This is a genomic window from Phenylobacterium sp. (genome assembly GCF_036563285.1).
In the GTDB taxonomy this organism is placed as follows: Bacteria; Pseudomonadota; Alphaproteobacteria; order Caulobacterales; family Caulobacteraceae; genus Phenylobacterium.
In genome coordinates this window covers 31,556-44,430 of the sequence record NZ_DATCMR010000001.1, presented here as the reverse complement: position 1 = coordinate 44,430, position 12,875 = coordinate 31,556, and the positions used below count along the sequence as shown (strand labels likewise).

Sequence of the window (12,875 nt, the reverse complement as noted above, 5' to 3'; positions counted from 1 at the left end):
GCTTGATGCGCGCTGCACGCCGCGTCCCTAGGATCACCCACGTCATGGCCGCCCAAGAGAAGCATCCGTCCGCGGGCGCGCCGCAGAAAGGCGCCGAGGCGCCCGCGCCCCTGCACGTCGCCGTGGTCATGGATGGCAACGGCCGCTGGGCGAAGCAGCGGGGCCTGCCGCGGTCCCTGGGCCACCGCGCCGGCGTCGAGGCCCTGAAGCGCACCGTCGAGGCCGCGCCCAAGCTGAACATCCGCTGGCTGACCGTCTTCGGCTTCTCCACCGAGAACTGGAGCCGTCCGGCCACGGAGGTGGCCGAACTGATGGCCCTGCCCAAGCGGTACTTCGAAAGCGACATCGTCCGGCTCGAGCGGGAAGGGGTGCGGGTCCGGGTCATCGGCCGCCGCCAGGGGCTCTCGAAGGAGCTGGTGAAGATCATCGACGACGCCCAGGCCCGCACCGCGCACAACGACCGGTTCTTCCTCAACGTCGCGTTCAACTACGGCGGCCAGGCCGACATCGCCGACGCCGCGCGGCGCTTCGCCGAGGACGTGGCCGCCGGCCGCGCCGAGCCTTCCGACCTCACGGAGGCGCGTTTCCAGGGCTACCTGGCCACCGCCGACTCCCCGCCACCCGATCTGATCATCCGGCCCTCGGGCGAGCAGCGGCTTTCCAATTTCCTGCTCTGGGAGGCCGCTTACGCCGAACTGGTCTTCCAGGACGTGCTCTGGCCCGACTATGGCGAGGAGCACCTGAAGGCGGCCCTCCAGGCGTTCGCAGCCCGCGACCGCCGCTATGGGGCTGTCGTGGCCGATGACGTCCTTGCCGCAGGCTAGACGCTTCGACTGGACCAACCTGGGTCTGCGAGTCGCCTCGGCCGGCGTGCTGGTCCCGGCCGCCCTGGCCGCCGCCTGGTTCGGCGGCTGGTTCTTCCTGGTGGTGATCGCCATGGCCGTGGCGCTGCTGTCGATCGAGTGGGGCGGCATGAGCGCCCCGCAGGCGCCGGTGCGGATCTCGGCCGCCGTCACGACGGCGGTGCTCTGCGCCGTGTTCCTCGTCCATTTCGAGCACTACTGGCTGGCATGGGGCGCCGTGGTCCTCGGCGCGGCGGCCGCGGCCCTGGTGGCGCGCGGTGTGGCCGAGCGTCCGGCGGACGCGGCCTATGGCGTCATCTACATCGCGCCCGCCTGCATGTGCATCGTCTGGCTGCGCGACGCCAACCACAGCATGTCGGAGCAGGGCCACTGGTGGGTGATGATGCTGTTCGCGGTCACCTGGGCGGCCGACATCGGCGCCTTCGCGGTCGGCAGCACCCTGAAGGGCCCCAAGCTCTGGCCCCGGTTCTCGCCCAACAAGACCTGGTCGGGTTTCGTCGGCGGGCTGCTGGCCGCGGCCCTGGTCGGCACGCTGATGTCGGCGCTGTCGGTGTTCCGGCTCAACCTGGTGGCCGCCGGCTTCATCGGGCTGGTGGTGGGGCTGGCCACCATGGCCGGGGACCTCTGGGAATCGGCTATCAAGCGCCGCTTCGGCGTGAAGGATTCGGGCGACCTGATCCCTGGCCACGGCGGGCTTCTGGACCGCGTCGACGGGCTGATGTTCGCCGTCGTGGTGATGTCCATCGCCCGGCTTGCCAACCACTGGGGATGGGGACATTGAGCCTGCCCCGCAAGGTGAGCGTCCTGGGCTCCACCGGCTCCATCGGGGTCTCGACGCTTGATCTGTTCGAGAAGGCGGGGGTGGAGGTCGAGGTCACCGCGCTGGCCGCGGGCCGCAACGTGGCCAAGCTGGCGGAGCAGGCGCGCACCTGGCGGCCGAGGCTGGCGGTCATCGAAGATGAGACCAAGCTGCCGGAGCTGCGCGAGCGCTTGGCCGGCACGGGAATCGAGGCCGCCGCCGGCGCCACGGCCGTCGCCGACGCCGCCGCCGCCGACGCCCAGTGGGTGATGTCGGCCATCGTCGGCTTCGCCGGCCTGGCGCCTACGCTCGCGGCAGCCCGCGCCGGGGCCGTCGTCGCCCTGGCCAACAAGGAGAGCCTGATCTGCGCCGGCCCCTCGCTGCTGCGCCAGGCCAAGCTCGCCGGCGGGGTGGTCATCCCGGTGGATTCCGAGCACTCGGCCATCTTCCAGGTGTTCGACCCGGCCAACGCCCACAACGTCGCGCGCCTGATCCTGACCGCGTCCGGCGGCCCGTTCCGCGGCTGGAGCCGCGAGCAGATGGCCCACGCCACGCCCGAACAGGCGCTCGCCCATCCGAATTGGAACATGGGCGCCAAGATTTCGGTCGATTCAGCCACCATGATGAACAAGGGCCTGGAGGTGATCGAGGCCGCCTACCTGTTCTCCATGCCCGCCGAACGCGTCGAGGTCCTCATCCACCCGCAGTCCATCGTGCACAGCCTGGTCGAATACGCCGACGGCTCGACGCTCGCCCAGCTCGGCCCGCCCGACATGCGCGCGCCGATCGCCTGCGCCTACGCCTGGCCCGACCGGCTCCCGTGGCCGGCCCAGCGGCTGGACCTGGCGCGCGCCGGCCAGCTCACCTTCGAGGAGCCGGACCTCGCCCGCTTCCCGGCCCTCAAGCTCGCCAAGGACGCGCTGGCGGCCGGCGGCGCTGCGCCCGCGGTGATGAACGCCGCCGACGAAGTGGCCGTGGCCGCCTTCCTGGAGCGGCGGATCGGCTTCCTCGACATCGCCCGTGTGGTGGCCGAGACTCTCGACAAAACGGCCGGCGAGGACCTCTCGTCGGCCTCCGACGACGACGCCCTGGCGGCCGCCCGGGCCGTGGATGCGACGGCGCGCCGCGTGGCGGGCGAGGTCGTGGACGGCCTTATGGCTCGGGCCTGAGACTGGAGAAGCTTCAGACATGATCGGCTTCCTGCAGACCGCCGCCTACTGGATCATCCCCTTCCTGCTGATCATCGGCGTGGTGGTGACGGTCCACGAGCTCGGCCACTTCCTGGCGGCGCGCTGGCTGGGCACTGCCGTCGACCGCTTCTCCATCGGCTTCGGCAAGGCGATCGCCCACTGGACGGACAGGCACGGCGTGGAATGGCGGATCGGCTGGCTGCCGCTGGGCGGCTACGTCCGCTTCGCCGGCGACGAGAACGCCGCCAGCCTGCCCGACCAGGCTGAGCTCGACACCCTGAAGTCCGAGATCGTGGCCAAGGAGGGGGCAGGGGCCCTGTCCCGCTACTTCCATTTCAAGCCGCTGTGGCAGCGGGCGATCATCGTGGCGGCCGGGCCGTTCGCGAACTTCGTGCTGGCGACGGTGATCTTCGCGGGCCTGCTGATGACGGTCGGCGAGCCCCGCGCCGACGTGGTGGTTCGGGCTGTCGAAGCGGGCAGCCCGGCGCAGGCGGCCGGCTTCCGCCCGGGCGACCGCATCCTGGAGGCCCAGGGTCGGACCGTACGCCACTACAGCGATGTCCAGCAGGTGATCGCCCTCCGCACCGGCAGCGTGACCGAGTTCCTCGTCGAGCGCAGCGGCAGCGAGGTGACGCTGGTGGGCACCCCCGAGCGGGGCGACGTGCGCGACGTCATGGGCGGCACCCAGCGCCTCGGGCGCGTCGGCCTGGCGTTCGAGGACCATCCGACGGTGATGGAGCGGCGCGGCCCGCTGTCGGCGATAGTCGGCGGCGTCCAGCGCTGCCAGGACGTGATCAGCACGACCGTCTTCTATCTCGGCCGCATGATCTCGGGCCGCGAGAAGGCCGACCAGATCTCCGGACCGCTGGGCATGGCGCACATCGCCGGCGGGCTCACCAAGCAGAACGTCCAGCACGCGCCCGACTTCCAGAGCCTGGTGGCGGGCAGCCTGCTCACCCTGGTGAGCCTCATGGCGCACATCTCCGTGGGCATCGGCTTCCTCAACCTCCTGCCGGTCCCTGTGCTCGACGGGGGACACCTGCTCTTCTATGCCTACGAAGCGGTCGCCCGGCGCCCTCTTGCTGCCAAGGTTCAGGCGGCAGGGTACAGGGTGGGCCTTGCACTGGTGCTCGGTTTGATGTTGTTCGCCACCTGGAACGATCTGCAGCGCCTGCGTGTGTTCAACTTCTTCGGCGGGCTATTCTCCTAGCCACCGACCCTTCCAAAACGGCTGATTCGATGTACAGACACCGCGCCCAAGGCGCTGCGCTAGCCTCCGGCGTTGCCCTGCTTCTGGGCACCTCCGCGCTCGTCGCCCCCGGGGCGGCGCTCGCCCAGCAGCCGCAGGCGACCGCGCCTGCCCCCGCGACCCCAGCCCCTGCGCCTGCGCCGCAGAGCGGCGTCGTGCAGCGCATCATCGTGCGCGGCAACGAGCGGATCGAGCCCACCACCGTCATCTCCTACCTGCCGATCCAGCCGGGCGAGACGGTGGACCCGGCCCGGATAGACGTGGCGCTGAAGACCCTCTTCCGCACGGACCTGTTCTCCGACGTCCGGATCGACTTCCAGGACGGCGACCTGATCATCAACGTGGTCGAGAACCCGATCATCAACCGGGTGATTTTCGAAGGGAATTCAGGGCTCAAGGAAGACAAGATCAGGGACGAGGTGTCCGTCCGGCCGCGCGGCATCTTCACCCGCGCCCGGGTGCAGTCCGACATCCAGCGGATCGTGGAGCTCTACCGCCGCTCAGGCCGAATCTCGGCAAATGTGACGCCGCAGATCGTCGAGCTGCCGCAGAAGCGGGTCGACCTGATCTTCAAGATCGACGAGGGCCCGAAGAGCGGCATCCTCCGGGTCAACTTCCTGGGCAACACCGCCTTCTCGGACAACGACCTGCGCGACGTGGTCGTGACCGAGCAGACCACCTGGTACAAGTTCTTCTCGACCAACGCGAACTACGACCCCGACCGGCTCGAGTACGACAAGGAGCAGCTGCGCAAGCACTACCGCAACCGCGGCTACTACGACTTCCGGGTGGCCTCCGCGATCGCCGAGCTGGCGCCCGACAAGAACGGCTTCGTCGTCACCTACACCCTGGACGAGGGCCCCGAGTACAAGTTCGGCCAGATCAAGGTCCAGAGCGAGCTGCAGAAGCTCAACACCGAGGTCCTCCAGACCCTGGTGCCGCTGCGCACGGGCGAACTCTACGAGGACGAGAAGATCGAGCAGGCGACCGACGCCCTGACCTTCGCGGCCGGCGCGGCCGGCTTCGCCTTCGTGGACGTCCGGCCCCGCTACACGCCCAACCGCCAGACCAAGACCGTCGACGTGGTGTTCCAGATCAACGAGGGCCCCCGCGTCTACGTCGACCGCATCGACGTGGTCGGCAACACCCAGACCCTGGATTACGTGGTCCGCCGGGAGCTGAACCTCACCGAAGGCGACGCCTACAACCGCGCGCTGGTGGACCGCTCTCGCAACCAGATCCGGGCGCTCGGCTTCTTCAAGGAGGTCGAGATCACCGAGACGCCGGGCTCCGCGCCCGACCGGACCGGCCTGCGGGTGCAGGTCGAGGAGCAGCCCACCGGCGAGCTGTCGTTCAGCGCCGGCTACTCCTCCGTCGACCAGCTGATCATCGACCTCGGCATCGCCCAGCGGAACTTCCGGGGCCGCGGCCAGAACGTTCGGGCCCGGGTCTCCCTGGGCTCGATCCGCCAGACGGTGGACTTCTCGTTCACCGAGCCGCGCTTCCTGGGCCGTGACCTCGCCGCCGGCGCGGACGCCTACTACTACAAGTACGACCTGACGGATTACTCGGCCTACAAGACCGAGACGCTGGGCGGCGGCCTTCGCCTGGGCTTCCCGCTCAGCCTGAACTCGCGCGCCGGCCTGCGCTACACGCTGCGCCAGGACAAGGTCGATATCGACGACTCGCTCTGCAACAGCTTCCTGATCTCCTCGACGCTGTGCGAGCAGCGCGGCGCGTTTGTCACCTCGCTGATCGGCTACGACGTGCGCCTCGACCGCCGGAACGACCCGCTGCGCCCCACGCGCGGCTTCTACGTCCAGGCCAGCCAGGACCTCGCGGGCCTGGGCGGCGACGTGAACTACCTGCGCAGTGAAGGCGAGGCGGGCTGGTACCACGGCTTCAATCGCGACTTCATCCTCAGCGTCACGGCCTCGGCGGGCTTCGTCGGCGGCTGGGCCGGCGACTCGGTGCGGATCAACGACCGCTTCTACAAGGGCGGCAACAACTTCCGCGGCTTCGAGGCCGCGGGCATCGGCCCGCGCGAGATCTCCAGTCAGCGCGGCGACGCCCTGGGCGGCAAGGCCTACGCGATCGGCTCGGTCGAGCTGTCGATTCCGACCTTCCTGCCCGAGCAGTACGGCATCAAGGCCGCCGTGTTCGGCGACGTCGGCACCCTCGGCCTGCTGGACGACCGTGACCTGGTCTACCAGCCCGGCGAACCGGATTGCCTCAACCCCATCATCCCGGATCCGGCCGATCCGACCAAGAGCATCATCAACCCCGGCGCCCCCGGCCAGCGGAAGTCCTGCGTGAAGGACGATCTGTCGCTGCGCGCATCGGTCGGCTTGAGCATCTTCTGGCGATCGCCCATGGGTCCGATCCGTTTCGACTTCAGCCAGATTTTGGCCAAAGAAGACTACGACAAGACCGAAACCTTCCGGTTCTCCACCTCAACCAGGTTCTGACATCCAATGACCTTCAAACCTCTCGCCGTGGCTGCCTGCGCTGCTGTCGCCCTCAGCTCGGGCTCCGTCGCGTTCGCGCAGCAACGTCCGGCGACCCCGCCCGCAGCGGCTCCGGCCGCCGCCGCCGTCACCCACGGCCCGGCCGTCGGCGGCGTGTGCGTCCTGTCGGTGGAGGGCGCCGTCGGCGGCTCCACCGTGGGCAAGTACATCGACACCCGCATGCAGCAGATCGTCGGCCAGGTGAACGCCGAGCTGAACGGCGAGCGGACGGCCATCGAGAACGAGGGCAAGACCCTCGACACCCAAAAGGCCACGCTCGACCGCACGACGCTGGAGCAGCGCGCCTCGGCCCTGCAGGTCCGGGTCAACGCCCTGCAGCGCAAGGCCCAGCTCCGCGACCGCGAGGTCCAGGCCACCGAGCAGAAGGCCATCTCCCGCGTCGGCAACGAAATGGAGCCGGTGATCCGCCAGGTCTATCAGCAGCGCGGCTGCTCGCTGCTGGTCAACCGCCAGGCGGTCGTCATCGCCAATCCGGCCATGGACATCACCCCGGCCGTGGTGGCGGGCCTCAACGCCAAGATCACCCAGTTCGCCTTCGACCGCGAGCGCCTCGACCAGGCGGCCGCGGCCGCTCCGGCGGCGCGTCCCGCGGCGGCCACGCCGCCGGCCACCACTCGCCGCTAGGTCTAGACCGCGGGTCGAGTCCGGCTAAGAAGGGCCATGCCCGACCCGCGCTTCTTCGAAGACCTGGGCCCGGTGACGCTCGGCGAGCTCGCCGGGCTGACCGGGGCCGAGCTGGCCGACCCGGCCGCCGCCGCGCGGCCAGTTCACGGCGTGGCCATCCTGGCCCACGCCCAGGCCGACACCGTCGCCTTCTTCTCCGACCGCAAGCTCGCCGCCGCGTTGGAGACCGCGCGCGCCGGCGCCTGCTTCGTCCGCCCGGACGACGCCGCCCTCCTGCCGGCCGGCTGTGCGGCCCTGGTCACCCCAACGCCGCAGGGGGCCTACGCGCTGGCTGCCGAGCGGCTCCATCGCCCGCGGCGGGCCGGCGGCGGTGAGGGCGTAGCCCCCGACGCGCGCCTCGAGGAGGGCGTGACGCTGGCGCCTGGCGTCGTGGTCGGGGCGCGCGCCCAGATCGGGCGCGGGACGGTGATCGGGCCCAACAGCGTGGTGGGCCCGGGCGTCGCCATCGGGCGCGACTGCGAGATCTCCGCCAACGTCACCATCGGCTTCGCCCTGGTCGGCGACCGGGTGCGCATCCTCGCCGGCGCGGTGATCGGGGAGCCCGGCTTCGGGGCCACCCCCGGTCCGAAGGGGCTGATCGACATCCCCCAGCTCGGGCGGGTGATCATCCAGGATGGCGTGACCATCGGCGCCAACAGCTGCATTGACCGCGGCGCCTTCGAGGACACGGTGATCGGCGAGAACACCAAGATCGACAATCAGGTGCATATCGCCCACAACGTGCGCGTCGGACGGAACTGTGCGATGGCGGCCTACACCGGCATCTCCGGGAGCGTCACCATCGGCGACGGGGTCCAGTTCGGCGGCCGCGCCGGGGTGGCCGACCACGTCACCATCGGCGACGGCGCGCGGATCGGGGCTGCGTCCGGAGTGATGAAGGACGTGCCCGCCGGGGAGACCTGGGGCGGCATGCCGGCCCGCCCGATGCGCCAGTGGCACCGGGAGACGGCCTGGCTCGCGCGCATGGCGAGCCGCAAGGAGGAGCGGAAGCCATGAGCCGCAAGGCGCCGGTGAACGAAGGCTCCGGTGAGATCGACATCACCGAGATCCTGTCGCGCATCCCCCACCGCTACCCCTTCCTGCTGGTCGACCGCTGCGAGGAGTACAGGCCCTCGGAATCGATCGTCGGAATCAAGTGCGTGACCGTGAACGAGCCCTTCTTCCAGGGCCACTTCCCGGACTATCCAGTGATGCCCGGGGTGCTGATCGTCGAGGCCATCGCCCAGACCGGGGCCGTGCTGATGTCGAAGTCGCTGGAAGTCGACGTGGCCGGCAAGACCATCCTCTTCATGAGCCTCGACAACTGCCGCTTCCGCTCGCCGGTGCGGCCGGGTGACGTGATCCGCATGCCGGTCGAGGTGATCAAGCACCGCGGCGACATCTTCAAGTTCCGCGGCCGGGCGCTGGTGGGCGACAAGCTCGCCGCGGAGTGCGAGTTCGCCGCCATGGTGGTCGAAACCCAGTGAGCGTGACGATCCATCCGACCGCCCTCGTCGAGCGCGGGGCCGAGCTGGCCGACGGCGTCGAGGTCGGGCCCTTCTGCGTGATCGGGCCGAAGGTCCGCATCGGCGCCGACACCAAGGTCCGCTCCCACGTGGTCATCGAGGGCTCCACCGAGATCGGGGCCCGCAACGACATCCACGCCTTCGCGGTCCTTGGCGGGCCGCCGCAGCACACCGCCTACAAGGGCGAGGACACCCGGCTGGTCGTCGGCGACGACAACCTGATCCGCGAGCACGCCACCATGAACCTGGGCACCGTCCACGGCGGCGGGGTGACCAAGGTGGGCTCGCGCGGCCTCTACATGATCGAGAGCCACGTCGGCCACGACTGCACCGTCGGCGACAATGTGATCCTCACCAAACAGGCGACGCTCGGGGGCCACTGCCAGATCGGCGAGTTCGCCATCGTCGGCGGCCTCGCCGCCGTCCACCAGTTCACCCGGGTCGGGCGGCACTCGATGATCGGCGGGCTCGCGGCCGTCGTGAAGGACGTGATCCCCTATGGCTCCGTCTGGGGCAACCACGCCCACCTCGAAGGCCTGAACCTGGTCGGCCTGAAGCGCCGGGGCTTCAGCCGCGAGACCATCACCACCCTGCGCGCCGCCTACCGCCTGCTGTTCGCCGACGAGGGCACCTTCCAGGAGCGGCTGGCCGACACCGCCGAGACCTACGCCGACAGTCCGGAGGTGATGGAGATCATCGACTTCATCCGCGCCGACGCCAGCCGCCCGCTCTGCCTGCCCGAACGCGAAGTCTGATGAAGAAGCTCGGCTTGATCGCCGGCGGCGGGGACCTCCCCGTCGAGATCGCCGAGCATTGCGAGCGCGCCGGACGGCCGGTCTTCGTGATCCGCCTGAAGGGCTTCGCCGGGCCCGACCTCGCCGACTACGCCGGCGCCGAGGTGGGGATCGCCGAGCTCGGCAAGTGCTTCAAGGCCCTGAAGGAGGCCCGCTGCGAGGCCGTCTGCCTGGCGGGCAACGTCAGCCGGCCGGACTTCGGCGCCCTCGTGCCGGACCTGCGCGGGATGGCCGTGCTGCCCCGCGCCATCGCCGCGGCCCGCAGGGGGGACGACGCGCTGCTTCGGCTGCTGGTCGGCGAGTTCGAGAAGGAAGGCTTCGCCGTCGAGGGCGCGCACGAGGTGATGGACGACCTCGGCCTGCCCGCCGGGCCGCTGGGCCGCCACGTCCCCTCCGAGGCGGACCACGGCGACGCCGAGCGCGCCCTGGAGGTCGCCCGCGCCATCGGCCGCCTCGACGTGGGGCAGGCCGCCGTGGTCGCCCACGGCCTGGTTCTGGCGGTCGAGGCCCAGGAGGGCACCGACGCCATGCTGGCCCGCGTCGCCGACCTGCCGGCCCACCTGAAGGGCAAACCCGGGGCCGGGGCAGGCGTGCTGGCCAAGGCGCCCAAACCCATCCAGGAGACCCGCGTGGACCTGCCCACCATCGGCCTGGCCACCGTCCAGGCCGTCGCCCGCGCCGGGCTGGCCGGGATCGTCGGGGAGGCGGGACGGCTGCTGGTGCTCGACCGCGAGGCGGTCATCGCGGCGGCCGACGAGTTGGGCGTCTTCATCCTCGGCGTGGAGCCGCAGGCCCCATGAGACCGCGGCCGCTCACCGTCATGCTGGTGGCGGCGGAGGCCTCTGGCGACGACCGCGGCGCCGGCCTGGCGCGTGCGCTGAGGCGCCGGCTCGGCGAGGGGGTGCGGTTCGTGGGCGTGGGCGGCGAGAAGCTGCGCGCGGAGGGGCTGGAAAGCCCGTTCGACATCGCCGAGCTCTCCATCCTGGGACTGCTCGAGGGCCTGCTCGCCTACGGCAAGGTGGTGCGCCGCCTCCGCGAGACGGTGGCGCTGGCGGTGCGGGAGCGGCCGGACGTCGCGGTCCTGATCGACTCCTGGGGCTTCACCCTGCGCGTGGCGCAGCAGCTCCGGAAGCAGCTGCCCGGCGTGCCGATCGTCAAGTACGTGGGCCCGCAGGTCTGGGCCAGCCGGCCCGGGCGGGCCAAGACGCTCGCCGGCGCCGTCGACCACCTGCTCTCCATCCACGCGTTTGACGCGCCCTACTTCGAGGCGGCCGGCCTGCCGGTGACCTTCGTCGGCAACGCCGCGCTCAACATCGACTTTTCCGGCGCGGACCCGGCCCGCCTGCGCCAGCGCATCGGAGCCGCCGCCGACGATACGGTCCTGCTGGTCCTGCCGGGCAGCCGGCCGGGCGAGATCCACCGCGTGCTGCCGCCGTTCGAGGATGCGGTCAGCCGGCTGAAGGCGCAGCGGCCCCAGCTGCACGTCGTCATCCCCGCGGCGCCGACGGTGGCCGAGACCGTGAAGGCGCGCGTCGCCGGCTGGCCGCACCGGGCACATGTGCTGGAAGGCGAGGAGGCCAAGCACGACGCCATGAAGGCTGCGACCGTGGCGCTGGCCTGCTCGGGCACGGTGACGACCGAGCTAGCGCTCGCCGGCGTGCCCATGGTGGTCGGCTACCGCCTCGGCCCGGTGACCTATGCGCTCCTGAAGCGCCTGATCCGCACGAAGTACATCACGCTCTTCAACATCGCCGCCCAGGACTTCGTCGCCCCGGAGCTGGTGCAGGACGCCTGCAATGGTCCCGACCTCGCCCGCGAGATCGCGCTGAGGCTGGACGATGCCGCCCTGCGCGAAACGCAAAGGGCGGCGCAGTACGCCGCCCTCGACAGGATGGGCCGCGGCGGACCCGACCCCAACGAGGCGGCCGCCGAGGCGGTGCTGGAGATCCTGGACGCGCGGGGCGCCTAGCCCCGCTTCTCCACCGCCACGTAGTCGCGCTGCGAGGCCCCCGTGTAGAGCTGCCGCGGACGGCTGATCTTCTGCGCCGGGTCCTCGATCATCTCCTTCCACTGGGCGATCCAGCCCACGGTGCGGGCGACCGCGAACAGCACCGTGAACATCTCGGCCGGGAAGCCCAGGGCGCGCAGGGTGATGCCGGAGTAGAAGTCGACGTTCGGGTAGAGCTTGCGCTCGACGAAGTACTCGTCGTTGAGCGCGATCTTCTCCAGCTCCATGGCCACCTTCAGGAGCGGGTCATTCGGGTTGCCGACCTCGGCCAGCACCTCGTGGCAGGTCTTCTGCATGACCTTCGCCCGCGGGTCGTAGTTCTTGTAGACCCGGTGGCCGAAGCCCATCAGCCGATAGCGGCGGTCCTTCACCCCCTGGACGTACTCGGGGATGCGGTCGACCGTGCCGATCTCCTTCAGCATGTTCAGCGCCTCCTCGTTCGCCCCGCCGTGCGCGGGGCCCCAGAGGCAGGCGATGCCGGCGGCGATGCAGGCGAACGGGTTGGCGCCCGACGAGCCGGCCGAGCGGACCGTCGAGGTGGACGCGTTCTGCTCGTGGTCGGCGTGCAGGATGAAGATGCGGTCCATCGCCCGCGTCAGCACCGGATTGGGCTTCCAGTCCTCGGCCGGGACCGAGAAGCACATGCGCAGGAAGTTCTCCGCGTAGGAGAGCTCGTTGCGCGGATGCACGAAGGGCTGGCCGCGGAAGTACTTGAAGGCGCGCGCCGCGATGGTCGGCATCTTCGCGATCAGGCGGTGCGTGGCGATCATCCGCTGCTGCGGATCGTCGATGTTGGTGCTGTCGTGGTAGAAGGCGGAGAGCGCGCCCACCGCGCCGACCATGATCGCCATGGGGTGCGCGTCGCGCCGGAAGCCCATGAAGAACCGGTCGAACTGGTCGTGCAACATCGTGTGGTAGGTGATGTTGTGCTCGAACTCGGTATAGGCGTCCGCCGTCGGCAGCTCGCCGTGCAGCAGCAGGTAGCAGACTTCCAGGAAGCTCGACTGCTCGGCCAGCTGGTCGATCGGGTAGCCGCGGTGCAGCAGGATGCCCTTGTCGCCGTCGATGAAGGTGATCTTGCTTTCGCAGGACGCCGTGGAGGTGAAGCCGGGGTCGTAGGTGAACACGTCGGCTTCGGCGTACAGCTTGCGGATGTCGACCACGTCCGGGCCCTCGGTGCCCTTCAGGACCGGGACCTCGTAGGTCTTCCCGCCGATGCCGACCTTCGCCGTGTCGCCCATGCGAACCCCTCTAG

Annotated in this window: 12 protein-coding genes; 11 read left to right on the top strand and 1 reads right to left on the bottom strand. The window is 70.3% G+C overall.

Annotated features, from left to right (window positions below):
- The first annotated feature begins 44 nt into the window (after positions 1–44).
- From uppS to lpxB, 11 genes are read left to right on the top strand one after another with little or no spacing between them, the layout of a single operon-like run.
- The gene (gene uppS / locus VIL76_RS00235; RefSeq protein ID WP_414695402.1) at positions 45–824 is read left to right on the top strand and encodes a polyprenyl diphosphate synthase; all 780 of its coding nucleotides are present in this window, start codon (positions 45–47) and stop codon (positions 822–824) included.
- Entirely contained in the window at positions 802–1,644 is an 843-nt protein-coding gene (locus VIL76_RS00230; RefSeq protein WP_332042963.1) for a phosphatidate cytidylyltransferase, read from the top strand. Before uppS ends, VIL76_RS00230 begins: the two co-directional genes overlap by 23 nt.
- Complete coding sequence (locus tag VIL76_RS00225; RefSeq protein WP_332042962.1) at positions 1,632–2,831, top strand: 1-deoxy-D-xylulose-5-phosphate reductoisomerase; 1,200 nt, start codon at positions 1,632–1,634, stop codon at positions 2,829–2,831. The genes VIL76_RS00230 and VIL76_RS00225 overlap by 13 nt, the downstream gene beginning before the upstream one ends.
- Before the next feature lie 19 nt (positions 2,832–2,850).
- The gene (locus tag VIL76_RS00220) at positions 2,851–4,062 is read left to right on the top strand and encodes an RIP metalloprotease (protein WP_332042961.1); all 1,212 of its coding nucleotides are present in this window, start codon (positions 2,851–2,853) and stop codon (positions 4,060–4,062) included.
- Positions 4,063–4,091: 29 nt separating this feature from the next.
- Positions 4,092–6,569 (top strand): outer membrane protein assembly factor BamA, encoded by a 2,478-nt coding sequence (gene bamA, locus VIL76_RS00215; protein WP_332042960.1) that lies wholly within the window; start codon positions 4,092–4,094, stop codon positions 6,567–6,569.
- A gap of 6 nt (positions 6,570–6,575) precedes the next feature.
- The gene (locus VIL76_RS00210; protein ID WP_332042959.1) at positions 6,576–7,253 is read left to right on the top strand and encodes an OmpH family outer membrane protein; all 678 of its coding nucleotides are present in this window, start codon (positions 6,576–6,578) and stop codon (positions 7,251–7,253) included.
- Positions 7,254–7,289: 36 nt separating this feature from the next.
- On the top strand, positions 7,290–8,309 hold the full coding sequence (lpxD, locus tag VIL76_RS00205) for a UDP-3-O-(3-hydroxymyristoyl)glucosamine N-acyltransferase (RefSeq protein WP_332042958.1): 1,020 nt from the start codon (positions 7,290–7,292) through the stop codon (positions 8,307–8,309).
- Positions 8,306–8,779 carry a 3-hydroxyacyl-ACP dehydratase FabZ gene (gene fabZ / locus VIL76_RS00200; RefSeq protein WP_332042957.1) on the top strand — a complete coding sequence of 158 codons (474 nt, stop codon included), beginning with the start codon at positions 8,306–8,308 and terminating at the stop codon, positions 8,777–8,779. Before lpxD ends, fabZ begins: the two co-directional genes overlap by 4 nt.
- Before the next feature lie 2 nt (positions 8,780–8,781).
- Positions 8,782–9,573, top strand: a complete 792-nt coding sequence (gene lpxA, locus VIL76_RS00195; protein ID WP_332042985.1) for an acyl-ACP--UDP-N-acetylglucosamine O-acyltransferase — start codon at positions 8,782–8,784, stop codon at positions 9,571–9,573.
- The gene (gene lpxI / locus VIL76_RS00190) at positions 9,573–10,412 is read left to right on the top strand and encodes a UDP-2,3-diacylglucosamine diphosphatase (RefSeq protein WP_332042956.1); all 840 of its coding nucleotides are present in this window, start codon (positions 9,573–9,575) and stop codon (positions 10,410–10,412) included. Before lpxA ends, lpxI begins: the two co-directional genes overlap by 1 nt.
- Positions 10,409–11,581, top strand: a complete 1,173-nt coding sequence (gene lpxB, locus VIL76_RS00185) for a lipid-A-disaccharide synthase (RefSeq protein WP_332042955.1) — start codon at positions 10,409–10,411, stop codon at positions 11,579–11,581. Before lpxI ends, lpxB begins: the two co-directional genes overlap by 4 nt.
- On the opposite strand, the gene gltA is transcribed toward lpxB, so the two are convergent.
- Positions 11,578–12,861, bottom strand: coding sequence for a citrate synthase (gltA, locus tag VIL76_RS00180; protein WP_332042954.1), 1,284 nt, complete (start codon positions 12,859–12,861; stop codon positions 11,578–11,580). The genes lpxB and gltA overlap by 4 nt on opposite strands.
- Between the last annotated feature and the right edge of the window lie 14 nt (positions 12,862–12,875).